This is a genomic window from Rhizorhabdus argentea (assembly GCF_037861105.1).
Taxonomy (GTDB): Bacteria; Pseudomonadota; Alphaproteobacteria; order Sphingomonadales; family Sphingomonadaceae; genus Rhizorhabdus; species Rhizorhabdus argentea.
The window spans coordinates 1-24,399 of record NZ_JBANFK010000004.1 but is presented as its reverse complement, the minus strand read 5'-3'; the positions used below and the strand labels follow the sequence as shown (position 1 = coordinate 24,399).

Annotated in this window: 26 protein-coding genes; 14 read left to right on the top strand and 12 right to left on the bottom strand. The window is 65.0% G+C overall.

Annotated features, from left to right (window positions below):
• Positions 1–15 precede the first annotated feature (15 nt).
• Entirely contained in the window at positions 16–252 is a 237-nt protein-coding gene (locus AAC645_RS04575) for a hypothetical protein (RefSeq protein WP_340314556.1), read from the top strand.
• A 54-nt stretch (positions 253–306) separates the two neighbouring features.
• Here the strand turns inward: AAC645_RS04575 and AAC645_RS04570 are convergent, their stop codons facing one another.
• Entirely contained in the window at positions 307–963 is a 657-nt protein-coding gene (locus AAC645_RS04570; protein ID WP_340314195.1) for a glutathione S-transferase, read from the bottom strand.
• Between the two features lie 108 nt (positions 964–1,071).
• On the opposite strand from AAC645_RS04570, the gene AAC645_RS04565 reads away from it, so the two are divergent.
• On the top strand, positions 1,072–1,635 hold the full coding sequence (locus AAC645_RS04565) for a TetR/AcrR family transcriptional regulator (protein WP_340314193.1): 564 nt from the start codon (positions 1,072–1,074) through the stop codon (positions 1,633–1,635).
• A gap of 49 nt (positions 1,636–1,684) precedes the next feature.
• Positions 1,685–2,833, top strand: a complete 1,149-nt coding sequence (locus AAC645_RS04560; RefSeq protein WP_340314192.1) for an epoxide hydrolase family protein — start codon at positions 1,685–1,687, stop codon at positions 2,831–2,833.
• A gap of 185 nt (positions 2,834–3,018) precedes the next feature.
• Here the strand turns inward: AAC645_RS04560 and AAC645_RS04555 are convergent, their stop codons facing one another.
• The gene (locus tag AAC645_RS04555) at positions 3,019–3,897 is read right to left on the bottom strand and encodes an SDR family oxidoreductase (RefSeq protein WP_340314191.1); all 879 of its coding nucleotides are present in this window, start codon (positions 3,895–3,897) and stop codon (positions 3,019–3,021) included.
• A gap of 127 nt (positions 3,898–4,024) precedes the next feature.
• Here AAC645_RS04555 and AAC645_RS04550 point away from each other — a divergent pair, with 127 nt between their 5' ends.
• On the top strand, positions 4,025–4,663 hold the full coding sequence (locus AAC645_RS04550; RefSeq protein ID WP_340314189.1) for a TetR/AcrR family transcriptional regulator: 639 nt from the start codon (positions 4,025–4,027) through the stop codon (positions 4,661–4,663).
• A 224-nt stretch (positions 4,664–4,887) separates the two neighbouring features.
• Entirely contained in the window at positions 4,888–5,802 is a 915-nt protein-coding gene (locus AAC645_RS04545) for a TIGR03620 family F420-dependent LLM class oxidoreductase (RefSeq protein WP_340314187.1), read from the top strand.
• A 593-nt stretch (positions 5,803–6,395) separates the two neighbouring features.
• On the opposite strand, the gene AAC645_RS04540 is transcribed toward AAC645_RS04545, so the two are convergent.
• The 6 genes from AAC645_RS04540 to hisG form a co-directional block, all read right to left on the bottom strand.
• Positions 6,396–8,495 carry a sodium-translocating pyrophosphatase gene (locus AAC645_RS04540; RefSeq protein WP_340314186.1) on the bottom strand — a complete coding sequence of 700 codons (2,100 nt, stop codon included), beginning with the start codon at positions 8,493–8,495 and terminating at the stop codon, positions 6,396–6,398.
• A gap of 135 nt (positions 8,496–8,630) precedes the next feature.
• A complete protein-coding gene (gene thiL / locus AAC645_RS04535) occupies positions 8,631–9,560 on the bottom strand; it encodes a thiamine-phosphate kinase (RefSeq protein WP_340314185.1) in 930 nt (309 codons plus the stop codon).
• Between the two features lie 57 nt (positions 9,561–9,617).
• Complete coding sequence (locus AAC645_RS04530) at positions 9,618–10,328, bottom strand: sulfite exporter TauE/SafE family protein (RefSeq protein WP_340314554.1); 711 nt, start codon at positions 10,326–10,328, stop codon at positions 9,618–9,620.
• A 65-nt stretch (positions 10,329–10,393) separates the two neighbouring features.
• Positions 10,394–10,849, bottom strand: a complete 456-nt coding sequence (gene nusB, locus AAC645_RS04525) for a transcription antitermination factor NusB (RefSeq protein ID WP_340314184.1) — start codon at positions 10,847–10,849, stop codon at positions 10,394–10,396.
• A 5-nt stretch (positions 10,850–10,854) separates the two neighbouring features.
• Positions 10,855–12,147, bottom strand: coding sequence for a histidinol dehydrogenase (gene hisD, locus AAC645_RS04520; protein WP_340314183.1), 1,293 nt, complete (start codon positions 12,145–12,147; stop codon positions 10,855–10,857).
• On the bottom strand, positions 12,128–12,814 hold the full coding sequence (hisG, locus tag AAC645_RS04515) for an ATP phosphoribosyltransferase (protein ID WP_340314553.1): 687 nt from the start codon (positions 12,812–12,814) through the stop codon (positions 12,128–12,130). The genes hisD and hisG overlap by 20 nt, the downstream gene beginning before the upstream one ends.
• Positions 12,815–13,149: 335 nt before the next feature.
• Between hisG and AAC645_RS04510 the strand changes: the two genes are divergently transcribed.
• From AAC645_RS04510 to dapD, 9 genes are all read left to right on the top strand, one after another.
• On the top strand, positions 13,150–13,572 hold the full coding sequence (locus tag AAC645_RS04510) for an SUF system Fe-S cluster assembly regulator (protein WP_340314182.1): 423 nt from the start codon (positions 13,150–13,152) through the stop codon (positions 13,570–13,572).
• Entirely contained in the window at positions 13,569–15,050 is a 1,482-nt protein-coding gene (sufB, locus tag AAC645_RS04505; protein ID WP_340314180.1) for a Fe-S cluster assembly protein SufB, read from the top strand. The genes AAC645_RS04510 and sufB overlap by 4 nt, the downstream gene beginning before the upstream one ends.
• Before the next feature lie 123 nt (positions 15,051–15,173).
• Entirely contained in the window at positions 15,174–15,917 is a 744-nt protein-coding gene (gene sufC / locus AAC645_RS04500) for a Fe-S cluster assembly ATPase SufC (RefSeq protein WP_340314179.1), read from the top strand.
• A complete protein-coding gene (locus AAC645_RS04495) occupies positions 15,914–16,990 on the top strand; it encodes a SufB/SufD family protein (protein ID WP_340314178.1) in 1,077 nt (358 codons plus the stop codon). The genes sufC and AAC645_RS04495 overlap by 4 nt, the downstream gene beginning before the upstream one ends.
• The gene (locus tag AAC645_RS04490; protein ID WP_340314177.1) at positions 16,987–18,177 is read left to right on the top strand and encodes a cysteine desulfurase; all 1,191 of its coding nucleotides are present in this window, start codon (positions 16,987–16,989) and stop codon (positions 18,175–18,177) included. The genes AAC645_RS04495 and AAC645_RS04490 overlap by 4 nt, the downstream gene beginning before the upstream one ends.
• Positions 18,178–18,203: 26 nt before the next feature.
• On the top strand, positions 18,204–18,662 hold the full coding sequence (locus AAC645_RS04485) for an SUF system Fe-S cluster assembly protein (protein WP_340314552.1): 459 nt from the start codon (positions 18,204–18,206) through the stop codon (positions 18,660–18,662).
• Between the two features lie 128 nt (positions 18,663–18,790).
• On the top strand, positions 18,791–19,150 hold the full coding sequence (locus AAC645_RS04480; RefSeq protein WP_340314176.1) for a HesB/IscA family protein: 360 nt from the start codon (positions 18,791–18,793) through the stop codon (positions 19,148–19,150).
• A 139-nt stretch (positions 19,151–19,289) separates the two neighbouring features.
• Positions 19,290–19,961 carry a pyrimidine 5'-nucleotidase gene (locus AAC645_RS04475; protein ID WP_340314551.1) on the top strand — a complete coding sequence of 224 codons (672 nt, stop codon included), beginning with the start codon at positions 19,290–19,292 and terminating at the stop codon, positions 19,959–19,961.
• The gene (gene dapD, locus AAC645_RS04470; RefSeq protein WP_340314175.1) at positions 19,958–20,782 is read left to right on the top strand and encodes a 2,3,4,5-tetrahydropyridine-2,6-dicarboxylate N-succinyltransferase; all 825 of its coding nucleotides are present in this window, start codon (positions 19,958–19,960) and stop codon (positions 20,780–20,782) included. Before AAC645_RS04475 ends, dapD begins: the two co-directional genes overlap by 4 nt.
• A gap of 15 nt (positions 20,783–20,797) precedes the next feature.
• On the opposite strand, the gene gloB is transcribed toward dapD, so the two are convergent.
• The 4 genes from gloB to AAC645_RS04450 form a co-directional block, all read right to left on the bottom strand.
• Entirely contained in the window at positions 20,798–21,529 is a 732-nt protein-coding gene (gloB, locus tag AAC645_RS04465) for a hydroxyacylglutathione hydrolase (RefSeq protein WP_340314174.1), read from the bottom strand.
• Between the two features lies 1 nt (position 21,530).
• On the bottom strand, positions 21,531–21,944 hold the full coding sequence (locus AAC645_RS04460; RefSeq protein WP_340314173.1) for a VOC family protein: 414 nt from the start codon (positions 21,942–21,944) through the stop codon (positions 21,531–21,533).
• A gap of 319 nt (positions 21,945–22,263) precedes the next feature.
• Positions 22,264–23,016 (bottom strand): tetratricopeptide repeat protein, encoded by a 753-nt coding sequence (locus AAC645_RS04455; protein ID WP_340314171.1) that lies wholly within the window; start codon positions 23,014–23,016, stop codon positions 22,264–22,266.
• Positions 23,016–23,750 (bottom strand): alpha/beta hydrolase, encoded by a 735-nt coding sequence (locus AAC645_RS04450; RefSeq protein ID WP_340314169.1) that lies wholly within the window; start codon positions 23,748–23,750, stop codon positions 23,016–23,018. Before AAC645_RS04450 ends, AAC645_RS04455 begins: the two co-directional genes overlap by 1 nt.
• Between the last annotated feature and the right edge of the window lie 649 nt (positions 23,751–24,399).

Below are 24,399 nucleotides of genomic sequence, written 5' to 3'. Positions count from 1 at the left end.
ATCGTGCTGATCACTATGTTGCAGTGGTATGGAGCGGTCGCCGGCGCGGTCGCCGCGCTGCTCGTCTCTCTCGATCTCGGCCGCCGCTGGACCGGCTTCGCCTTCGTGATCTTCGTGACCTCGTCGCTCGCCCTGATCGCCTGGGGATTCCTGAAACCGGACGCAGAGGGGATCGGCACGCAGAACATCGTCCTGCTGGTGATCAACCTGATCGGCGTCTACCGCTACCTGATCCGCAAGAAGGCTCCGTGAAACGTCGATGAGAAGTGAAGGACCGCGGACCGTTCGTTCTCCATCGATTGCCCGTCATGCGGACGCCGTTGCCTTCTCCGACATCGTCACCCGGTTTTTTACGCTGGGGCGTTCCTGCATCCTTGCATACCATGCCACAAGCGCCTCACACTCCGCCGGTACTGCCACATCCACATGGCCCCCGAAGATCAAACCGGCGATGACGGTGATATCGGCCATGGAGAAAGCGTCACCGGTTACGAACGGCTGACGTTGCAACAAGCCGTCGAAGTAGCGCATACCCCGCAAGGCCTTGTCGCGCTGATACAGGCCCCATTCCGCATTCTGGTAGCGTTCGACATTCGGCCCGAGCCCGGGCGTCGCGTGATGGAAATAGACGCTGATGGCATCAAGCAATTCCAGTTCGGCCCGCTTGCTCATCATGTGGATCACACCCTGCTCCTTCGGCGTCTTGCCGGTGAGCGTGGGGCTGCCATCAAGCGTGTCGAGATATTGGGTGATGGCCGTGCACTCGGCGATGAAGGTGCCGTCCTCGAGTTCGAGCACCGGCAACGTACCGGAATAATTCTTGGTCAGGAATTCCGGTGCCTTGTGCTCACCCTTCAGAAGATCGACCGGCACGAACTCAACGCGCGACTGCATGTTTTTCTCAGCCAGAGCGATGCGCACGCGCGCAGGATAAACACCCATGGCGGTATCGTGTATCTTCATGACCAAAGTCACCTATCTGCCAGTTGATAGATGCACTATGACTATCGTGATCGGCGCGTCAATGGCTATCTGCCTTTTGGCAGGCAGTGGAGCGTGAGAGGTATCGGCATGAACACGAACACCCGGGAGCTGATTCTGGGCGCTGCCAGGCGGACGGCGCAGGCGCATGGCTATGGTGGCCTGAACTTTCGCGATCTTGCGAAGGATGTCGGCATCAAAGCGGCGAGCATCCACTATTATTTCCCCAGCAAGGCCGATCTCGGTGCAGCGGTGGCGAGGCGTTATCGCGACGATGCGGCGGCGGCTCTGCAAGCCCTGTCGGACGAAACGCCCGATCCGATCGAATGTCTGCGCCGGTATCCCGAGACGTTCCGCACGGCGCTTCAGAACGAGAACCGGATGTGCCTCGGCAGCTTCATGGCCGCCGAATATGATGACCTGCCGGACGCCGTGGCGAAGGAGGTACAAAGCTTTGCGGAGGTCAATATCGCATGGATCGGTAGACATCTGTCCGCCGCGTCCCTCGTTGCCGCCGAGGATAGCGAACGGAGGGCCCGCGCTATTTTCGCGGCGATCGCCGGTGCGCAACTCCTGGCGAGGAGCCGGTCAGATATCTGCTTTTACGATTCGGCGATTGAGAGCTATCGCGAGGCAGGACTTCTGCCTGCCTAGGCTCGGCAATCCTTGCGTGTTTCCTATAACAGCCACCCTGGAGCCGTCGATGCCAATCCAAGAATTCAGCTTTCATATTGCAGACGACGTCATCGAAGACGTTCTTGAGCGGGTACGGCGTTCACGTTGGCCGCGCCGTCTCGGCGATGGCGGATGGGGCTTTGGCGTCAGCCATGATTTCATGCGTCGCTTCGTGGATTATTGGACCAATGACTATGACTGGCGTAAAACGGAAGCCGAGCTGAACAGCTGGCCGCAATTCCGTGTCGGCATCGGCGATTTCAACGTCCATTTCTACCATGTTCGCGGTGAAGGCGCTGCTCCCCGCCCCTTGCTACTGACTCATGGCTGGCCAGGTTCGGTACTCGAATTTCTGCCGATGATCGGACCCCTGACGCATCCCTCGCGATATGGCGGCCGCGCTGCGGACGCCTTCAGCGTGGTTATCCCGTCCGCACCGGGCTTTGCGGCGTCGGACTTTCCGGATGGTCATGTCATGGGACCGGTGATGACCGCCGACCTTTGGCGAACGCTCATGGTCGATGTCCTGGGTTATCAGCGGTTCGGAGTGCAGGGCGGCGATTTCGGTGCGATCGTGAACATCCATATGGCGGCGCGCTTCCCGGCTCACGTCGCTGCCATGCATCTCAATACCTTTCCCGTCGCCATGAGCCCGCAAGACGAGCTGAGCGCCGAGGAAGCTGCCTATGCGGAGGAATGCGGCAAGGTCGCGGCGGCAGAATTCGGGTACATGAACCTGCAGAGCTTGAAGACCAACACGGTCGCCTTTGCGCTGGCAGGCAACCCACTGGCGACTGCCGCCTGGATCCTCGAGAAATTTTACGCGTGGAGCGACAATGACGGCGATATTCTCGACGCATTCACGCTCGATCAGCTTTGCGCGAACGTTTCGCTATACGCCTTCACCGACACCATCGACACGTCCATCCGCTTCTATGAAGGATTCATCCGCGAGCTCGGCGGGGCACTTCGCCCATTGCACAAGATCGCTGTGCCGACGGCAGCGGCGATATTTCCTGGAGAGTTGCTCCCCGCACGACCGCCCCGCAGCTGGGCCGAACGTCAATATGATATCCGCCGTTGGACAGAGATGCCGCGCGGCGGCCATTTCGCCGCATTGGAGCAGCCCGATCTGCTTCTGCCAGACATCCAGGCCTTTTTCAGGGATTATCTATGATTGGACTCGCGATCGTCTGATGACGGCGTCCGTGTCGAGGCGAACCCGAACTCATCCGCTTGCCAATGATGTGATGCCGCAGAAATTCACCTTGGCCGACCGGCAGGCGGAGCAGCGCCTCGCGCTGGCGATCGGTCAGGGTCATGCGACTGCGGCAGGTGGCATCACATGCCGCAGTCGGCGTTTCAGATCATGCTCCCCATGCCGAGTGCGCTGAGCATGTTATTCTGAATGGAAGAGACGGCCTCGTTCAGCCCTGCCACGCCAAGATCCATGCCGTCAGGCATGACGACGGTCCGCAATGGACGCCGTTCGGTCGCCTCGACCAGCCGTGCGATCGCATCAGCGACCAACTGGGGTCGTGGCGGATTGGCAGCATCTTGTGGCTGGTTCGAGCTGTCTTTGATTTGGCCTGGGATCCCCGCAACCGGTCCATATGTTGCCAGCACGCCTTCGTCGGATGGCTCAGGACTGGAGGGGAGCAGGTTGCTTGGGAATGGCCCTGGCTCGACGATTACCGAGTCGACGCCGAAACTCGACAGTTCATAGCGATAGGACTCGGCAAGGGCCTCGAGCGCAAACTTGCTCGCGGAATAGACACCGAAGAACGGAAAGATCACGCGGCCCATCAATGACGTGACATGGACGAGAAGTCCGCTGCCGGCGGCACGCATATGCGGCAGAACGGCGCGGTCGGCGCGCACGGCCCCGAAGAAGTTGACCGCAAATTGCCGTTCGACATCCGCGATGGTGTAGGCTTCCGTCACCCCGACGAACATCGTTCCCGCATTGTTGATCAGCGCATCGATCTTTCCATGTTGCTTGATCACATGGTCGATCGCCGTGTTGACGGACGCTTCATCGGCGACATCCATTTCAAGAACCTGCAGCGCATTCCCTTCCGCTTTCGCGGTATCGATCAACTCGCTGCGGACCTGACTATTCCTTCCCTCGACATCACGCATGGTCGCAACCACGGTGTGTCCCCGTCTCGCGAGCTCCAGCACGGTAAGTTTCCCAAAACCACTGCTCGCTCCGGTCACGACAACGACTTTTCCGTTCATCCTAAATCCTTTCGCTTCTCTGAAGGGTCGGGGCTAGGTAGACAGACCTGTCTGTATTTGCAATAAGGAAACGGAAAGACTAGTCTGTCTATGCGTCGGCGAGTGATTTGAGTCAGGCACAATGGGAATGCGCGACATATCGGATTTCGTGGATCTGGAAGGGCAGTCGCTTGACGAACTCGCCCCGCGGGAACGCATATTGAAGACAGCGTCAGACCTGTTTTACCGGCTCAGCATCCACACTGTCGGGGTCGACCGTATCATCGCCGAAAGCGGCGTGGCCAAGATGACCTTCTACAAGCATTTTCCGTCGAAGGCCAAACTGGTCGCTGCCTATCTGCGTCACAAAAACACCACCTGGCTGCAGATGCTTGCGGCCTCGACTGAAAGAGCCGGGTTATCGCCGCTGGAGCGCGTCCTCGCTATTTTCGACGCGCTGGAGGAATCTTTTCAAGCGCATTCTTTCCGCGGCTGTCCGTTCGTGAGGGGATTGGCCGAGTTCGGACCGGACGCCAACTCCCCGGATGTACAGGCAATCATCGCCGCCTATTTCAAGGGCTTAGGTGAGTTTGTCGCGTCGCTCATCGAGCCTTTGGCATTGCGGGAGCCTGAAAAAGCCGTGGTCCAGATCTTGTCTCTCATCCAAGGCTCGATCGTGATCGCACAATCGACGGGCGATCCGGCCATAGCGGAGGCGAACCGCGAGGCAGCCAGACTGTTGCTACAAGATCGATCGATCGCATGCCGCTCGACCACGTCTCGATGATGATGATGCCGCCGCGCCTCCCCGCCGAGCGCTTGGTTGGATATGCGCAGCTAATTGCAGGCGAGTATTGCCGGCATTCCTCTGATCGGGGAGGGGGCTTGCTGGTTATAAAGAGCCCGGACCCATCCGGCAGTAGCCGATTTCACCGTGCCCTTGTTCAGGCAAAGCGCAGCGTGCTACGCGGCGTTCGGACATTTTCGAACATAAATCTTTAGGAGAAATTAATGACCCTTGGCACCATTAGCGTTTGGGCCCATCTTGATGGGCCGATCGATTTTTTCGAGAACGAAAAGTCGGGTGAAATGGGGCCGGCGTCAGCCGAGCGCCTCGCAAACTTTGCCCGCCGTGTCGAGGAACTTGGCTATTCTGCGCTCTGGATGCCGGACGCCTTCGGACGCGACTCCTTGGTCGCCTCGTCGTGGCTGCTCGCCAACACGACCAAGCTGAACGTGGCGACCGGCATTGTCAGCATCTATTCCCGCGATCCGATCGCCATGCGGTGCGCGGCCGACGCGCTTAACGAGCAATCAGGCGGGCGCTTCATCCTCGGCCTGGGCGTTTCCCATCGCGAGGCGGTGGAAGGCATGCGCGGCCATCAATATGAAAAGCCGCTTCCCGCGATGCGCTCCTACCTGGAGGCGATCGCCAAGGCGCCTTATTTTGCCCTGCCGCCAGCTGAACCGACCAGGATCGTTCTGGCTGGTCTGCGCGAGAAGATGATCGCGCTCAGTGGCGAGCTGGGGCAGGGCACGCATAGCTACCTGGTGACCCCCGAACATACCGCGCAGGCCCGCGCGATTCTTGGTCCCGACAAGTTGCTCTGCGTGGAGCAGCCGCTGGTCCTCGAGACCGACCCCGCAAAGGCACGGGCGATCGCTCGCAATGAGCTTCAATTTTACCTTGGTCTCCCGAACTACCGCAACTCGTGGAAAGCCCTCGGATTCGCGGACGAGGATTTCGTCGATGGCGGCTCCGACCACTTCATTGACTCGGTCATCGGCTGGGGCGACGAGGCTGCGCTGCGCAAGCGCATCGACGAGCATCTGAGTGCGGGTGCCACTCAGGTCTGCATAAAGTCGCTGGCGCCGGGCGGCGGCACCGACATGCGCATCGTCGAGCTGCTGGCGCCCGGAGCATAGTCCTCCATCGGCCGGATGGCGCCCGACGCGCTTGACGCGTCGACGCCGCGAGGAACGTTTGTCAGCATAGCGACCACTCGGCCAGACCAATCTGGAAGAGCAGATCCGCGCGTCGGAAGGCGCGCGGTTTTCTGTATATGGTCCGCTTTGTCCAATATGTGGCTTGTGTTCCTCGCACGATCGCGATGCACCAACGATCCGAAGATCGCAGAAGGTGCCGCTCGGCGACGGCCCCGACGGCCTGGCGAGCGCAGTGCTTTAATTCGCGGGCAAGGGCGCAGGCGATAATACCGGCTCCATGCTGACGGTCGAGGGCGGTTTCCTGTGTGACAAGCGGAAACCTGCTGGCTGACTGCAACCGCCGGCTACAAACGCCCCAAGATCGAAATCTGCACCACCCGAAAACTCAAGCGGGTTCCTTCACTGTCGATCGGTGGCGGGCTTTTTGGGGCTGACCTATACTCGCTGCCGTCCTCTCGGGTTTCCTCATCGCGCAACAACATCCGAAAGTCCGCTCGCCAAGTGGGAGAACGAATGAAAAAGCCCGCCCGGATTGCTCCGGACGGGCCACTTTCGGCAATTGCCGCTTCCGATCACATCGCGTGGGCAAGCGCCGCGAGCAGAAGCAGGGCCACGATGTTGGTGATCTTGATCATCGGATTGACCGCGGGCCCCGCGGTGTCCTTGTAGGGATCGCCGACGGTGTCGCCGGTCACAGCTGCCTTATGGGCTTCCGATCCCTTGCCACCGTGGTTGCCGTCCTCGATATATTTTTTGGCGTTGTCCCACGCGCCGCCACCGGAGGTCATCGAGATGGCGACGAACAGGCCGGAGACGATCACGCCGAGCAGCAGCGCGCCCAAAGCCGCGAAGCCGTTGGCCTGTCCCGCGACCTGCGTGATCACGAAATAGACCGCGATCGGCGCGAGCACCGGCAGCAGCGAGGGAACGATCATCTCCTTGATCGCCGCCTTGGTGACGAGATCGACGGTGCGGGCATAGTTGGGGCGGCTGGTGCCGGCCATGATGCCCGGATTCTCGCGGAACTGCGCGCGCACTTCCTCGACCACCGCACCGGCCGCGCGGCCGACCGCGGTCATGCCGAACGCCCCGAAGATATAGGGCAGCAGCGCGCCGAGCAGCAGGCCCACGATCACGTAGGGATTGCTGAGCGAGAAGTTGACCGCAAGATTCGGGAAATAATGCGTCAGATCGGTGGTATAGCAGCCGAACAGCACCAGCGCGGCGAGGCCGGCCGAACCGATGGCATAGCCCTTGGTCACTGCCTTGGTGGTGTTGCCGACCGCATCGAGCGCGTCGGTCTTGACGCGCACGCTGTCGTCGAGCCCGGCCATCTCGGCGATGCCGCCGGCATTGTCGGTAACCGGACCATAGGCATCGAGGGCCACGACCATGCCGGCCAGGGCAAGCATCGCGGTCGCTGCGAAGGCGATACCGATCAGGCCCGCCAGCTGATAGGCGACGACGATACCGACGCAGATCACCAGCGTCGGCAGTGCGGTCGACTCGAGGCTGATCGCGAGGCCCTGGATGACGTTGGTGCCGTGGCCGGTCTCGGACGCCTTGGCGATCGAGCGGACCGGCCGATAGTTGGTGCCAGTATAATATTCGGTGATCCACACCAGCAGGCCGGTGACGCCCAAGCCGACGAGCGCCGAATAGAAGATGTTGATGATCGGGAAGCTGGTGTCGCCAACGCCGACCACGCCGGTCATGTCGCCGAGCACCCAGTCGGTGGCGAAGTAGATTGCCGGAACCGACAGGATCGCGGTGGTCCAGAAGCCCTTGTAGAGCGCGCCCATGATCGACTGGCTCGATCCGAGGCGGACCATATAGGTGCCGATTATCGAGGTGATGATGCAGACGCCGCCGATCAGCAGCGGCAGCGACATCAGCTTGCCGATCCATGCCGCATCACCGGTAACGAGCAGCGCGATCAGCACCATGGTGGCACCGACCGTGACGACATAGGTTTCGAACAGGTCGGCGGCCATGCCGGCGCAATCGCCGACATTGTCGCCGACATTGTCCGCGATGGTGGCGGGGTTGCGGGGGTCGTCCTCGGGAATGCCGGCCTCGACCTTGCCGACCAGGTCGGCGCCCACATCGGCGGCCTTGGTGAAGATGCCGCCGCCGAGACGCGCGAAGATCGAGATCAGCGAGGCGCCGAACGCCAGCGCCACCAGCGCGTCGATGACGACCCGGTCATTGGGAGCGTAGCCGCGCGGCCCGGTGAGATACCAGTAGAACACCGCGATCGCGAGCAGCGCGAGGCCCGCGACGAGCACGCCGGTGACCGCACCGGCCCGGAAGGCGACGGTGAGGCCGCTCTGCAGGCTGGTCCGCGCAGCTTCGGCAGTGCGGACGTTCGCCCGCACCGAGATGTTCATGCCGACATAGCCGGCAGTACCGGAAAGCAGCGAGCCGATCACGAAGCCGGTGGCCGAGGTGAAGCCGAGGAAATAGAAGACCAGCGCCGCAACGATCACGCCGACGATGGCGATGGTGCGATATTGCCGCCCGAGATAGGCTTGCGCGCCCTCCTGGATGGCGGCGGCGATGTCCTGCATCTTCTCGTTGCCGGCCGATGCAGCCAGTACCTGACGGCTGGTGAACAGCCCGTATAATATGGCGAGCAGCCCGCAGCCGATCGCGACGTCTATGATGAGCATCCTGACTCCCTTCGCTCCCGTTCGCGCTCGGATCGGGCTTTTCCGCCCTTTTTCGACCTCGAGACACGTGGGCGTCTTGTATGTCCGGGATGTCCGCGCGCCGCAAGGCCCGTAATTCAGGCCTTCAGCGACGGTTCAGCCATGCTCGTAACCCAGATTGGCCGGCAGCGGCACGGCACCGTCACGATCCTGGACGCGTAGCCCCGCGCCGTCCGCGAAACGGCCAATCTCCATCGCAATGGCCGCAACTGTCGCACGGTCGTCCGGCGCGACGGCACAGAGCAGCTGGTAATCGTCGCCGGCCGTGGCCGCGGCGAGCCGCGCCCCGCGATCCTCGCCGAAGCCGCGCGCCTCCGCCGACAGGGGCAGCGCATCGAGATCGATCTCGACGGCGAGACCCGAGGCGGCGGCCATGCGCTGCGCATCGATCAGCAGCCCGTCCGAGACGTCGGCCATGGCATGAGCCAGGCCGCCAAGCACCCGCCCCTCGACGAGGCGCGGCATCGGCAGCCGATAAGCCTTCAGCAGGCGGCGCGGTCCCTCGATCTCGCCCGATGCGATGCGCAGGCCCAGGCCGGCATCGCCGATCGTACCGGTGACGAACAGCAGATCACCCGGTTGCGCACCCCGCCGGTCGGGCGCGCCGCCAGGGGCAACCTGCCCGATCGCGGTCAGCCCCAGCACCCGCGCATCGCCCGAAGGCTGCGCGACCGTGTCGCCGCCGAGCAGCGGCACGCCGAAATGCGCGAGCGCGCGCTCAAGGCCGGCGACGAACGCCGCATCCCAGTCGCGTGCGCCAGTCAGGCCATAGCCCATCAGCACGCCGATCGGCTCGGCCGCTTTCGCCGCGAGATCCGACAGATTGACGGCCAGCAGCTTCCACGCGACGTCGCCGGGCGGATCGCCGGGCAGGTAATGGACTCCCTCGACGAGCATGTCGTGGGTGAAGACGAGATCACGGCCGATCGGCGCAGGCAACACCGCGGCATCGTCCAGCAGCGCGCGCGCGCCGGGATGCGTGGCCAGGCCGCGCAGGGCATCGATCAGGCGTCTCTCATCGCTCATGGCTGTTCGCATCATCGCTGTGACCGATGCTCGGGAGAAACCCCGGGCCGTATCAAGTCAAGCGGCAAGCTGAACCGCCCCATCCCACAGCAGCTTCGCTCCGAGCAGCATGGTGAGCCAGTAGATGATCGTGTAGAAGCGCTCGCCGTCGACCCTGCGCACCAGCCACACGCCGGCGAAGGTCGAGACGATCGCGACCGGCAGCAGCGCCGCCGACGCGAGCAGGTTCGCCGTGGAAAACTGTCCGAGCGCGGCATAAGCGGGCACCTTGATCCAGTTCATCACCGCGAAGAAGATCACGGTGGTGCCGACGAAGGTGTCGCGATCCAGCCGCTGCGGCATCACCCACAACTGATATGGTGGTCCACCGGCGTGCGCAATCTGGCTGCACAGGCCCGATCCGAACCCGCAGACCGCGCCCATCCAATCGGGCAACCGGTGTGACGGCGCCGCCTTCCCGCCCCGCTCGACCCACAGTCGTTGCAGCCCGAACAGAAAGGAAATCAGCCCCACCGCGACCAGCACCCAGGCTTCGGACAGGCTCGCGGCGAACCAGTAGCCCAGGCCGATGCCGATCACCGCCCCCGGCAGCATGACGGCCATGACGCGCCGGTCCCAGCTCCCGCGAAACGACCAGACGCCCACCGCATCCTGGACGATGAGCAGCGGCAGCAGCACCGCGGCAGCCTGCACCGGCGGCACCGCCTGCGCCATCAGCGGGATGGCCAGTGTGCCGACTCCGATGAAGCCGCCCTTGCCGAGGCCCATAAAGATGACTGCCGGTATGCCGAGCAGCCAGAAGAACGGATCGTGGACGATCGCGGCGCCTTCGATCAAGCGCGGACGTCTCTCGCGATGCCGTCGAGCAGTCCGTTGACGAAGCCCTTCTCGCGTCGATCGTAGAAAGCATCCGCGACATCGACATATTCGCTTATCACGGTCGCGGTCGGCACATCGGGCCGGGCGATCAGTTCATAGGCGCCGACGCGCAATATCTGGCGCATCGGGCGGTCGAGCCGCTCGAGCGTCCAGCCGCTGGCGAGCCGGGCGGTGATCGCGGCATCGATCTCGGCGCGGCGGGCATCGACGCCCTTGACCAGGTCGTCAAAGAAGCTGACTTCCGCCGCGGCATATTCGACATCTTCGATCGTCGCGCCGAGCCGATGCTGGTGAAACTCGTCGAGCAGGCTCGCGAGCGGGGTTTGCTCCATTTCCTGCTGGTAGAGCGCCTGCGCGGCGGCGAGCCGGGCGGCGCTGCGCGAGCGCGAACGTTCGTTGATCTTTGCCATAGTCTCTATCGTTCCAGTCGTGCCGCGACGGAGGCGGCGTGCGCGGGCAGCCCCTCCGCGTGGGCCAATGCCACCGCCGCCGGCCCGATCGCCGCGATCGCGGCAGAATCGAGCGCGATGAAGCTGGTGCGCTTCATGAAATCGAGCACCGACAGGCCCGAGGCGAAACGCGCGCGCCTGCCGGTGGGAAGCACATGGTTCGGCCCGGCGACATAATCGCCGACCGCTTCCGGCGCATGGCGGCCGAGGAAGACCGAGCCGGCATGGCGAACCCGGTCGAACAGGCCCTGCGGATCCGCGACCGCCAGTTCGAGATGCTCGGGCGCGAGCCGGTCGGACAGCGCCGGCACCTCGTCGAGGCTGGCGACGGTAACGATCGCGCCGTTGGCCGCCCAGCTGGCCCGCGCCGTCGGCTCGGTCTGCAGGCGGCCGAGCTGCGCCTCCACCTCGACGGTGACGGCATCGGCGAAGGCGGCATCGTCGGTGATCAGGATCGACTGGCTGGTCGGATCATGCTCCGCCTGACTCAGCAGGTCCGCCGCGATCCAGGCAGGATCATTGTCGCGGTCGGCGACGACGACGATTTCGGATGGGCCCGCCACCATGTCGATCCCGACCACACCGTAAAGCTGGCGCTTGGCCTCGGCCACCCAGGCATTGCCGGGGCCGACGATCACATCGACCGGCCTGATCCGATCGGTGCCATAAGCGAGCGCCGCGATCGCCTGCGCGCCGCCGATACGCCACACCTCGTCCACACCGGCCAGCGCCGCCGCAGCGAGGACCAGCGGATTGACCACGCCATCGGGCGTCGGCGTCACCATCACCAGCCAGTCGACGCCAGCGACCTTTGCCGGGATCGCGTTCATCAGCACTGACGAGGGATAGGCCGCCCGGCCGCCGGGCACATATAGCCCCGCCGCCTCGACGGCGCCCCAGCGCGCACCCATCCGCACCCCGGCGGCGTCGGTGCGGGCGCTGTCGGCGGGACGCTGCTCGGCATGATAGGCACGGATCCGTTCCGCCGCCAGGTCGAGCGCCGCGCGCAGTTCGGGATCGAGCCCGGCCAGCGCGGCGTCGCATTCGGCGCGGTCGATTCGCCAACCCGACGCGTCGAGATCATGCCGGTCGAAGCGGCGCGTGTAATCGGCGAGCGCGGCGTCGCCCTGCGCCCGCACCGCGGCGATGATCGCGGTCACGTCGCGCGAGACGTCCTCGTCGACCTCGCGCCGTCCCTCGACCAACGCCGTGAACGCCTTCGCGAAGCCGGGATCGCGGCTATCGAGCCGAAGCGGCATCGCGTTCCATCCCATTGGCTTCGACCGCACGGCGAAACCCCTCGACCAGTGGCGCAATCTCGGCCGCGCGGGTCTTGAAGGCCGCGCGGTTGACGATCAGCCGCGACGAGATGTCGGCGATCTTCTCGACCTCGGCAAGACCATTGTCCTTGAGCGTGCGGCCGGTGGAGACCAGATCGACGATCCGGCTCGACAGGCCGAGCACCGGCGCGATCTCCATCGCGCCGTTGAGCTTGACGCATTCGGCCTGCACGCCCCGCGCCTCGAAATGGCGGCGGGTGATGTTGGGATATTTTGTGGCGACGCGGACATGGCTCCACTCGCGCACGTCGTCGCTGGCCGCCATCGCCACCGGTTCGGCGACCGAGATCCGGCAATGGCCGATATTCAAGTCGACCGGGGCGTAGAGTTCCGAATAGTCGAACTCCATCAGCACGTCCGAGCCGACGATGCCGAGCTGCGCGGCGCCATGCGCGACGAAGGTCGCGACATCGAACGCGCGCACCCGGATCAGGCCGATATCGGCGCGGTTGGTGGCAAAGCGCAGCAGCCGACTGTCCTCGTCGCCGAACGCCGGCTCGGGCAGGATGCCGACGGCGGCGAACAGCGGGAGCACCTCTTTCAGGATGCGGCCCTTTGGAACGGCGATGATGATCTGCTCGGTCATATCGGCGCGGGCCATAGAGCAGCGCTGCCCGGCTGACAACGGAGCGCGCCCGCACCAAGCAATCTGCCGATTCCGAAATTAAGCCTGCGCGGGATTAAACCGGCGCCGCTGCTCGTTACCCCTGCAGCGTCCATCCCCCCGAAGGCAATGTACGCGATCGTGCCCCAGGTCGATCCGATCCGGGACCCGAGATGTCCCGGTCGTGTTCGCCCAACGCGGCCGGGACATCGTACGCGCTGGCTACCCCATTGCGGGCCGCGGCCCTTGACGCCGGGCCGGGGCGGGGCCATCTGCCCAATCGGACCGAATCAATCCGATTGAAAGTCGAGCTCGTCATGCGCCTGTCCAGCTTAGCCGATTATGCGGTCGTGATGCTGTCCGCCGCCGCGCGCCATGCGCCGGGCGAGCGGCTCACGGCGACGCTGATAGCCGACGAAACCGGCGTGCCGCTGCCCACCGCGCAGAAGCTCATGGGCCGACTCGCGCAGGCAGGCCTGCTCGCCTCGGCGCGCGGCACCGGCGGCGGCGTCCGCCTCGCCCGTCCGGCAAACGAGATCAGCCTGGCCGACATCATCGAGGCCGTCGAGGGACCGATCGCGATGACCGCCTGCGTCGACGATCACCGGCACGACTGCGGGCTCGAGGGCTCGTGCCTGGTCAAACCGCACTGGGCGGTGGTCAACGATACGATTCGCGGTGCGCTCGGAGGAGTCAGCCTTGCAATGCTGTCGGGTGATTCTACGGGAGTATCGGCATGACCGACACTCGCACCGAAAAGAACCGCGCCGCGATCGACGCCGCGGACAAGGCCTCCAATTACGAGTGGGGCTTCACCAGCGACATCGAGCAGGATTTCGCGCCCAAGGGCCTGTCCGAAGACACCGTCCGCTTTATCTCGGCGAAGAAGAACGAGCCCGAATGGATGCTCGACTGGCGGCTCAAGGCCTATCGCCACTGGCTGACCATGACGCCGCCCGACTGGGCCAAGCTGAACGTGCCGCCGATCGATTACCAGGACGCCTATTATTATGCGGCGCCCAAGGCGAAGAAGGAACTCGGATCGCTCGACGAGGTCGATCCCGAGATCCTGCGCGTCTATGAGAAGCTCGGCATTCCGATCGAGGAGCAGAAGGTGCTCGCCGGTGTCGAGGGCGCACGCAAGGTCGCGGTCGACGCGGTGTTCGATTCGGTTTCGGTCGCCACCACCTTCCGCGCCGAGCTCGAGCGGGCCGGCGTCATCTTCCGGTCGATCAGCGAGGCGATCCGCGAATATCCCGAGATGGTGCGCAAGTGGCTCGGCAAGGTCGTGCCGATGCACGACAATTATTTCGCCACCTTGAACTGTGCAGTCTTCTCCGACGGCACCTTCGTCTACATCCCGGAGGGCGTGCGCTGCCCGATGGAGCTGAGCACCTATTTTCGGATCAACGCCGAGAATACCGGTCAGTTCGAGCGCACCCTGATCGTCGCCGACAAGGGCAGCCATGTCTCCTATCTCGAAGGCTGCACCGCGCCGATGCGCGACGAGAACCAGCTCCACGCCGCCGTGGTCGAGCTGGTCGCGCTCGATGATGCCGAGATCAAATACTCGACCGTCCAGAACTGGTATCCGGGCGATGCCGAGGGCAAGGGCGGCATCTATAATTTCGTGACCAAGCGCGCCTTGTGCCAGGGCAAGAACAGCAAGGTGAGCTGGACCCAGGTCGAGACCGGCAGCGCGATCACGTGGAAATATCCGAGCTGCGTGCTCGCCGGCGAGAACAGCGTCGGCGAATTCTACTCGGTCGCCGTCACCAACAACCGCCAGCAGGCCGACACCGGCACCAAGATGATCCATCTCGGCAAGAACAGCCGCTCGACGATCGTCTCCAAGGGGATCTCGGCCGGCCGCAGCGACAACACCTATCGCGGCCTCGTCCGCGTCGGCCCGACCGCCGAGAATGCGCGCAACCACACCCAGTGCGATTCGCTGCTGCTGGGCGACAAGTGTGGCGCACATACCGTGCCCTATATCGAGGTGAAGAATCCCTCGGCGCAGATCGAGCATGAGGCGACCACCTCGAAGATCAGCGACGACCAGCTCTTCTACGCGATGTCACGCGGCCTCGACCAGGAAGCCTCGGTGGCACTGATCGTCAACGGCTTCGCCAAGGAGGTGCTCCAGCAACTCCCGATGGAGTTCGCCGTCGAGGCGCAGAAGCTGCTGGGCATAAGCCTGGAGGGCTCGGTTGGCTGATTCCCACAAGATAAACCGTCACCCCAGCGGAGGCTGGGGTCCATGGCTGTCGCCTTTCGAGGTGCCGTTCGTGGAAAGAGACATGGATGCCAGCCTGCGCTGGCATGACGCCGGGAAGTAAGAATGCTGAAAATCGAAAACCTTCACGCCGAAGTCGACGGCAAGCCGATCCTCAAGGGGCTGTCGCTGACGCTCAACCCCGGCGAGATCCATGCGATCATGGGGCCGAATGGCGCAGGCAAGTCGACGCTCTCCTATGTGCTGAGCGGGCGGCCCGGCTATGAGGTGACCGAGGGCAGCGCGATCTTCGACGGCGAGGATCTGCTCGACAAGGCGCCGCATGAGCGTGCTGCGGCCGGGCTGTTCCTCGGCTTCCAATATCCGGTCGAGATCCCCGGCGTCTCCAATGTCCAGTTCCTGCGCGAGGCCCTGAACGCCCAGCGGCGGCTGCGCGGCGAGGAGCCGCTGTCGGGCGGCGATTTCCTCAAGCGCGCCAAGGCGCAAGCCGATGCGCTCGGCCTCAGCATGGACATGCTCAAGCGGCCGGTGAATGTCGGCTTTTCGGGCGGCGAGAAGAAGCGCAACGAGATGGTGCAGATGGGGATCATCGACCCCAAGCTGGCGATCCTCGACGAGACCGATTCGGGCCTCGACATCGATGCGCTGCGCACCATCGGCGGCGGCATCAACATGATCATGCGCAAGCCCGACAAGGCGGTGCTGCTAATCACCCATTACCAGCGCCTGCTCGACTATGTGAAACCCGATTTCGTCCACGTCCTTGCCGGCGGTCGCATCGTCCGCACCGGCGGCGCCGAACTGGCCCACGAGCTCGAGCGCGAGGGTTACGGAGCGATCGCGGCGTGAACCTGGCGCTCCCCTCTCAACGCGAGGAAGCGTGGCGCTGGTCCGATCTGTCGGCGCTGCCCGAGCTCGCAGCCGCTGCCGCCACCGGCGGCGCCCGCGATCTCGACGCACATTGGATTGGCGATGGCCCACGCCTGCTGTTCATCGACGGCAGGTTCGATGAGGCACGCAGCCGCCCCGGACCCGCCGCGATCGGCCCGACCGGGATCAGTTCGGCGCATCCGCTGGCGACACTTGCCACCGGCCCCGGCTGGACGCTCGCGATCCACGAGGACGGGGCAGAGGACCTGATCGAGATCGTCCATGTGGCGACCGGCGGCGCGAACCACCTGCCCGCACGAATCGTCATGGCAGAGGATGCGCAGGCGAGCATCGTCGAGACCTATGTCGGCGATGGCTGGGCCAACCGGCTCACCAGCATCGAGCTCGGCCGCTCGGCGCGGCTGATGCGGGCGATCCGCATTTCGCAATCCTCCGGCTTTACCTCGTTGCGCGACGAAGCGCGACTGGAGGCGGGGGCGAGCCTCGTCACAACGGTGCTTGGCGCAGGACAGGGCAGCAGCCGCATCGACGGGGCGATCCTGCTCGACGGACCGGGGGCCTATGCCGAGCATGGCGGCGCCTTGCTCACGCGGGACGAGCAGCGCCACGAGGCGGCGATCGTGATTCGCCATGCCCGCGAAGAAGGCACCAGCCGCCAGTTGTGGCGCGCCGTTGCCGACGACAAGGCAACCGTCAGCATGGCGGCACGCGTCGAGGTGGCGCGCGACGCGCAGAAGACCGACGGCGAGCAGAGCCTGCGCGGGCTGATGCTCAAGCGCACCGCGACGGTGAACCTGAAGCCCGAGCTCGAGATCTTCGCCGACGACGTGAAATGCGCGCATGGCGCAACCGTCGGCGAGCTCGATGAGCGCGCGCTGTTCTACATGATGTCGCGCGGCATCACTCCCGATCGCGCGCGGGCGCTGCTGACCCAGGCCTTCATCGCCGATGCCATCTCGCGGATTGGCGAGGAACGGGCCCGCGACCTGTTCCAGGCCGAGGCCGAGCGCTGGCTGGAGGGGCGCGCATGAACGCGTGGACGAAGGATTTTCCGGCCATCCCCGAGGGCTGGCATTATCTCGACACCGCGGCGACCGCGCAGAAGCCGCAGGCGGTAATAGACGCGATCAACCAGGCCTATGGCCAGGATTATGCGACCGTGCATCGCGGCGTCTATCGCCGCTCGGCCGACATGACGATCGCCTATGAAGCCGCACGCCAGCGGGTCGCGCGCTTCCTCCACGCCCACAGCTCGGACGAGGTCGTGTTCGTCCGCGGCGCGACCGAGGCGATCAACCTGGTCGCGCAGACTTGGGGCGTCGCCAATCTCCGACCCGGCGACCGCATATTGCTGTCGAAGCTCGAGCATCATTCGAACATCGTGCCCTGGCAGCTGATCCAGGACCGCACCGGTGTCGCGATCGACGTCTGCCCGCTGACCGAGGACGGCCGGATCGACCTCGACGCGGCCCAGGCGATGCTGACCGAGCGCCACAAGCTGGTGGCGTTTGCGCATGTGTCCAACGTGCTCGGCTCGGTGCTCGATGCACGGCGGGCGACCGAACTCGCCCAGGCTGTGGGCGCGAAGATTCTGCTCGATGGATGCCAGGCGGTGCCGCGGATCGCCGTCGACGTGCAGGCGATCGGCTGCGACTTCTACGCATTTTCCGGCCACAAGCTCTACGGACCGACCGGCATCGGCGCGCTCTGGGCAAAGGGCGCGCTGCTGAACGCGATGCCGCCCTGGCAGGGCGGCGGATCGATGATCGACAAGGTGACATTCGAGAAGACGACCTGGGCGCCCGCGCCGCAGCGGTTCGAGGCGGGCACGCCGAACATCGTCGGCGCGCTCGGCCTCCATGCCGCCATGGATTATGTCGAGGCGATCGGCCTGCCGGAGATCCACGCCCACGAGGTCGCGCTGGTAACGCACGCGCGCAACGCGCTGTCGGCGATCAACAGCGTGCGGCTGTTCGGGCCGGAGGATTCCGCCGGCATCGTCTCCTTCGCGATCGAGGGGGTGCATCCGCACGACATCGGCACCATATTGGACGAGGAAGGGGTGGCGATCAGGGCCGGGCACCATTGCGCCCAGCCGTTGATGGAACACCTCGATATCCCCGCGACCGCGCGCGCGAGCTTCGGCATCTACAATGACGAAAGCGATGTCGCGGCGCTGCTGCGGGGAATCGAACGGGTGACGCGGATTTTCGGATGATGCCAGATAGCGAGCAGGGCCAGCCAATGAACGAACCGGGCAAGATCGAGATCGAGGAGGTCACCGCCGTCGCGGCGCCGCCCAAGGCGCGCGTCGATCTCGACGATGTGGGCCACAAGCCCGACTATCTCGAAGGCTTCCTGGCGCAGAAGCCGGCGGCAGCCGGCGCGGCCGAGCCGGGTGGCGATCTCTACGAGGGCGTGATCGATGCCCTCAAGGAAATCTACGATCCCGAGATTCCGGTGAATATCTATGAACTGGGCCTGATTTACGGCGTCGACGTCACTCCCGACAGCCATGTCGTCGTGACGATGACGCTGACGACGCCGCATTGCCCGGTGGCCGAATCGATGCCCGGCGAAGTCGAGCTGCGCGTCGGCGCGGTGCCAGGGGTCGGATCGGCCGAGGTCAACCTCGTCTGGGATCCGCCATGGGATCCGGCGAAGATGTCCGATGAGGCGAAGCTGGAACTTGGAATGCTTTAAGGTTTTGATATCCGCTCATCCTGAGGAGCCATTGAGCGAAGTCGAAATGCCATCTCGAAGGATCCTTCGAGACGGGCCTTCGCCAGGCTCAGTCCTTCCTCAGGATGAGCGGAGATGGAGTTGATGGAATGACCACGACAACCACCACCCGCGCCCGTCCCGCCGCGCTGACGCTCACAGCCTCGGCCGAAGCGCGCATCGCGCATCTGATGGCGTCCACCCCCGAGGGGACCATCGGCGTCAAGCTGTCGACGCCGCGCCGCGGCTGCTCGGGCCTGGCCTATTCGGTGGACTATGTCAGCACCGCGGATCCGTTCGACGAGAAGATCGTGACGCCAGGCGGCGATTTCTATGTCGACGGCGGCTCGATCCTCTACCTGATCGGATCGCAGATGGACTGGGTCGAGGATGATTTCTCGGCCGGCTTCGTGTTCGCGAACCCCAACGCGAAGGGCAGCTGCGGCTGCGGCGAGAGCTTTACGGTCTGACGGATGCGCCTCGTTATCCCAGCGCAGGCTGGGATCTCGTGCGGCAAGGACGGCTCCTGATCTCCTGAGATTCCAGCTTTCGCTGGAATGACGATCCGGGATGGTTGCCTCGCCTTCCCCCAACGTCTACTCGCCCGCCATGCTTGCCGCCCTCGATCATATCGACGCCTGGATCTTCGATCTGGACAACACGCTCTACCCCGCGACGGCCGATCTGTTCGGGCTGATCGACGTTCGGATGGGGCTCTATGTCCAGCGGCTGCTCGGCGTCGATGCCGACGAGGCGCACCAGATCCAGAAGCGGCTGTTTCGCGAGCATGGCACCACCCTGTCCGGGCTGATGAAGAACCATGAAATCGATCCGCATGAATTCCTCGCCTTCGTCCACGATGTCGAGATGGACGCGCTCGAGGAAGACCGGCGGCTGGTCGAGGCGGTGGCCAAGCTGCCCGGACGCAAGCTGATCTTCACCAATGGCGATGCCGTCTATGCGGGGCGGGTGCTCGAACGGCTCGGCCTGTCGAAAAGCTTCGAGGCGATCCACGACATCCACGCCTGCGCCTACCAGCCCAAGCCGCATGTCGCGAGCTACGAGTCGATGGTGAAGGCGTTCGGGATCGAGCCGACCACGTCGCTGTTCGTCGAGGATATGGCGCGCAACCTGAAGCCGGCCAAGGCGATCGGCATGACCACGGTGTGGGTGAACAACGGCTCCGAGCTCGGCAACCACGAAGCCGACCTGAGCTTCATCGACTATGAGATCCATGATGTCGGCCAATGGCTGCACGAAATCACAGGGGGTATGGAATGAGCGGCGACCTGCAGACCACCATCGAACAGGCCTGGGACGAGCGCGATGCAATCGGCTTCTCGACCAAGGGCGCGGTGCGCGACGCGGTGGAAACGGCGCTCGGCCTGCTCGATTCGGGCGAACGTCGGGTCGCCGAGAAGGGGCCTGACGGCTGGACGGTCAACCAATGGCTCAAGAAGGCGGTGCTGCTCTCCTTCCGCCTCAACGACATGGAGCTGATCCCCGGCGGACCCGGCGGATCGAGCTGGTGGGACAAGGTCCCGTCGAAGTTCGCCGGCTGGGGGGAAACCGAGTATCGCAGCGCCGGCTTCCGCGCTGTGCCGGGATCGATCGTGCGGCGCGGCGCACATATCGCCAAGGGCGCGGTGCTGATGCCGAGCTTCGTCAATCTCGGCGCGTTCGTCGGCGAGGGCACCATGGTCGACACCTGGACGACGGTCGGAAGCTGCGCGCAGATCGGCAAGAACGTCCATCTGTCGGGCGGCGTCGGCATCGGCGGCGTGCTCGAGCCGCTCCAGGCCGGGCCGGTGGTGATCGAGGATGGCTGCTTCATCGGCGCGCGCTCGGAGGTCGCCGAGGGGGTGATCGTCGAGGAGGGCGCGGTGCTGTCGATGGGTGTCTATCTCGGCGCCTCGACCAAGATCGTCGACCGCGCCACGGGCGAAATATTCGTCGGCCGGGTGCCGTCCTACGCGGTGGTCGTGCCCGGCACGCTGCCGGGCAAGGACGGTGGCCCCGGCCTGTACTGCGCCGTGATCGTCAAGCGGGTCGATGCGCAGACCCGCTCGAAGACCGGCATCAACGAGCTGCTGCGGGACTGAGCCGCCCCGGAGCCGTCAGCCCTTGAAGACGTCCTTCGCGGCGCGGCGGCCGGCCAGCTCCTCGATGCTGGCGGCGCGCATGAACGGATTGGTGGCGCGTTCGAGCGCGATCGTGCTCGGCACCGTCGCCTCGCCGGCCGCGCGGGCGGCGTCGACCTCGATCATCCGCTGCCGGATCGCCAGATTGTCGGGCTCGGCGACCAGCGCATAGCGGCCGTTCGATTGGGTATATTCGTGGGCACAATAGACCCGCGTCTCGGCCGGCAGGGCCGACAGCCGCGCCATGTTGGCGAACATCTGCGCGGGCGTCCCCTCGAACAGCCGGCCGCAGCCCATCGCGAACAGGGTGTCGCCGACGAACGCGACGCGCTCTTCCGGCACATGGATCGCGATGTGCCCGGCGGTGTGCGCGGGCACCTCGATGACATGCCCCTCGATCGCGCCGATCCGGACGGTGTCGCCCTCGCGCAGCGGCACGTCGAGCGTCGGGATCTTGGCGGCTTCGGCGGCGGGGCCGCTGACGATGCAGCCGGTCGCCGCCTTGATCGCCGCATTGCCGCCGATATGGTCGCCGTGCCAGTGCGTGTTCCAGATCTGGCCGATCGTCCAGCCGCGCGCCGCCGCCGCCTCAAGCACCGGCTCCGCCACCGCCGGATCGACCACGACCGTCTCGCCGGACGCGGCATCGTGCATCAGCCAGACATAATTGTCGCTGAGCACGGGCAGGCGGAGGATCTCAACCGTCACGTCACCAGCTGCCCGTGTTCGGCATCGACGCCCAAGGTTCGGCGGGGTCGAGCCTGCCGTCCTGGAGCAGCTCGATCGAGATATTGTCGGGGGTCCGGACGAACGCCATATGCCCGTCGCGCGGCGGCCGGTTGATCGTCACCCCACCGTCCATCAGCCGCTGGCAGGTCTCGTAGATATTATCGACCTGATAGGCGAGGTGGCCGAAGTTCCGTCCGCCGTCATAGCCCTTCTCGTCCCAATTATGGGTGAGCTCGACCTGCGCGCCCTCGTCGCCGGGCGCCGCCAGGAAGATCAGCGTGAAGCGGCCGGCGTCATTGTCGAAGCGCTTCACCTCGCGCAGGCCGATCAGCTCGAAGAAGCGGATTGTGGCTTGGGGATCGGAGACCCGGATCATGGTGTGGAGATATTTCATCGGCCTTATCTAGGGACCGAGATCGGCGATGCAAACCGTAGAGCGAACGCTGCGTTGCCGGTGGCGGAGCGACGGGCCGATGAGGTTTTTGTTGAGCCCTCAAACGCCGGGCGCAGGACATCCGTCCTGCTTGGCTTCGCGCCAATAAGGCGCGACGGCCGTTCGGCCTTGCGGAGCCTCGACAGGCTCCGACGCAGAGCTCGGCGTCGGGGCACGTCAGCGACCCGCAAGGCCGAACGGCCGCCCGCGCTTATTGCGAGGAAGCCAAGGGCAGCGGATGATGACCGCCCGGCGTCTGAGGGCCCACAACATATAAAGCTCATGGGTGCGGCCCGGCCGCGCCCTTGAGCGCCAGCGCCGCCGCCTGGCCTGCGTCGCTGTCGGGCGCGGCCTGCGCGGCCCGGGTCCACGCCGCCTTGGCGTCATCGATCTGCCCCGCCGCCGCGGCGATGTTGCCGGCTTCGTAGCTGATCGCGGGGTCGCCGGGCGACAGCGTCGCGGCCTCGCGGATCGCGCTGAACGCCAGCGGCATGTCCTTCATCTTGCGGGCGAGATTGGCGCGCAGCAGCCAGCCGAGCGGATCGCGCGGCACCAGTTTGGTCGCCTGTTCGAGATCCACCTTGGCACCGGGCAGATCGTTGACCGACACGCCGGCGCGCGCGCGATCGAGATAGACCTCGCCCTTCATTTCGTCGGACAGGCCCGGCAGCGCCAGCGTCTTGTCGAAATCGGCGCGCGCCCGGGCCGGCTCGTCGCCCGCCAGCGCGGCGTTGCCCGCCTGCATCCACAGCACCACCGCCATCGGATTCTGTGCGATCTGCGCGTCCTTGGCCGCGCCCTCGAAGGTCGCCGCCGCCGCCGGCCATTGCTCGAGGCCCGACTGCGCGACGCCCAGGCACTGCCGCGCCGCCATGCCGCCGCCGCTGGCGATCCAGCTGCGCGCCTCGCTCTCCGCCTTGGCCGGATCGTTCCTGGCTAGCGCAGCGCATTTCGCGCCGCGAGCATCATGCTCCGCCTGGGTGGGCGGCGGCGGGACGGCGGCAGCGGCGGCAAGGGCGAGCAGGATCAGCATCAGGGCTCCATCACGTGCGAGACCACGCCCAGCAGCAGGGCGATATCCCCCGGCCGCGACAGGCGATGGTCGCCGTCCTTGACCAGGATCGTCTGCACATCGGCTGAACGGATCGCCCGCGACAGCCGCAGCGCGATCGAGGTGGGAACGGTATCGTCCTGCTGCCCCTGCAACAGGCGCACCGGCCCGTCATAGCCGATCTCCGCATCGAGCAGCCGGTTGGCCTGGCCCGACTCCCAGAAGGCGTAGGTCGTCACATAGGGCTCGCCGGAATAGTCGCTCGGCTGCTCGATCCTGGACTCCTCGCGCAGCAGCGCGACGACGTCCTCGGAAAAGCCCCAGTCGGTAAAATCAGGCGCGGCGGCGATGCCGACCAGCGCCTGCACCCGCCCCGGCAGCGCCAGCGCCACCAGCAGCGCCAGCCAGCCCCCCATCGACGAGCCGACCACCACCAGCGGCCCGCCCGGCGCGAACGCCGCGACGACATCGAGCACATCGTCGCGCCAGTGATCGAGCGTGAAGTCGGCGAACCGCCCCTCGCTGGCCCCGCAGCCCGAATAGTCGAGCCGCAGCATCGCCCGCCCCTCGCGCCCGGCCCAGGCATCGAGCGCCGTCGCCTTCTCGCCCTCCATGTCGGACATATAGCCGGGCAGGAAGACGATGGTGGGCCCGCGGCCCGGCCGATAGCGATAGGCGAGCGCGGGCTTGTCGGGGCGGGTGAGATAGGCGGTCATCGGGCCGCTATAGCGAAGATCGGCGGACGGGACATGTCTCGTAAAAGTGACAGCGAGTCCGGGTGCATGGGGTTGTTCGCTCGTTTTTTTGTTTTTTTGTTTTCCAGCCTCCTGCCAGCCCGGCGAACGGCGCGGGGAGAACGGCACCGGCGCGACCGACAGGCACCGGACCCGCGGGGGTAGCAGCCCATCGGGGAGGAATGTCGGATTGCTGAGATGGCGCTGGAGGTTTGTCATTGGTACCCGAATTGCTTAGCAAAAGCGGGCCCGAAATTCAAGAACGAAAAGCGAACATTCGGCGCGGGAAGCTTGGCGACGCGAATAGAAATTAGCGGCGAGTACTGTTCTTCAGCCCTCCTCCTTCGAGAGCAAGCGCCAACCCTGTGTCTCGGACGGGCCAAGAGCCGCTGCCGGGTCGAGTGGGTCTATCCGCCAGGCCGGCAAGCAAGATATCGCTCTACCCGACCGGTTCGGCCGCCCTGTGTCCCCATGCTCTCCTTATCATCGGCAAAGCAGTCGCTGTTTAGCCAACGATTTGAGGATGCATCCAGCGTCAACGTCCGCTTCGCGCCCGATTCTGTTGAAAAACTGCCTTGAAGTGGTGTTGAGGGTCTGATTCAATCTTCGCGACGATGCGGAGACGAGCCGA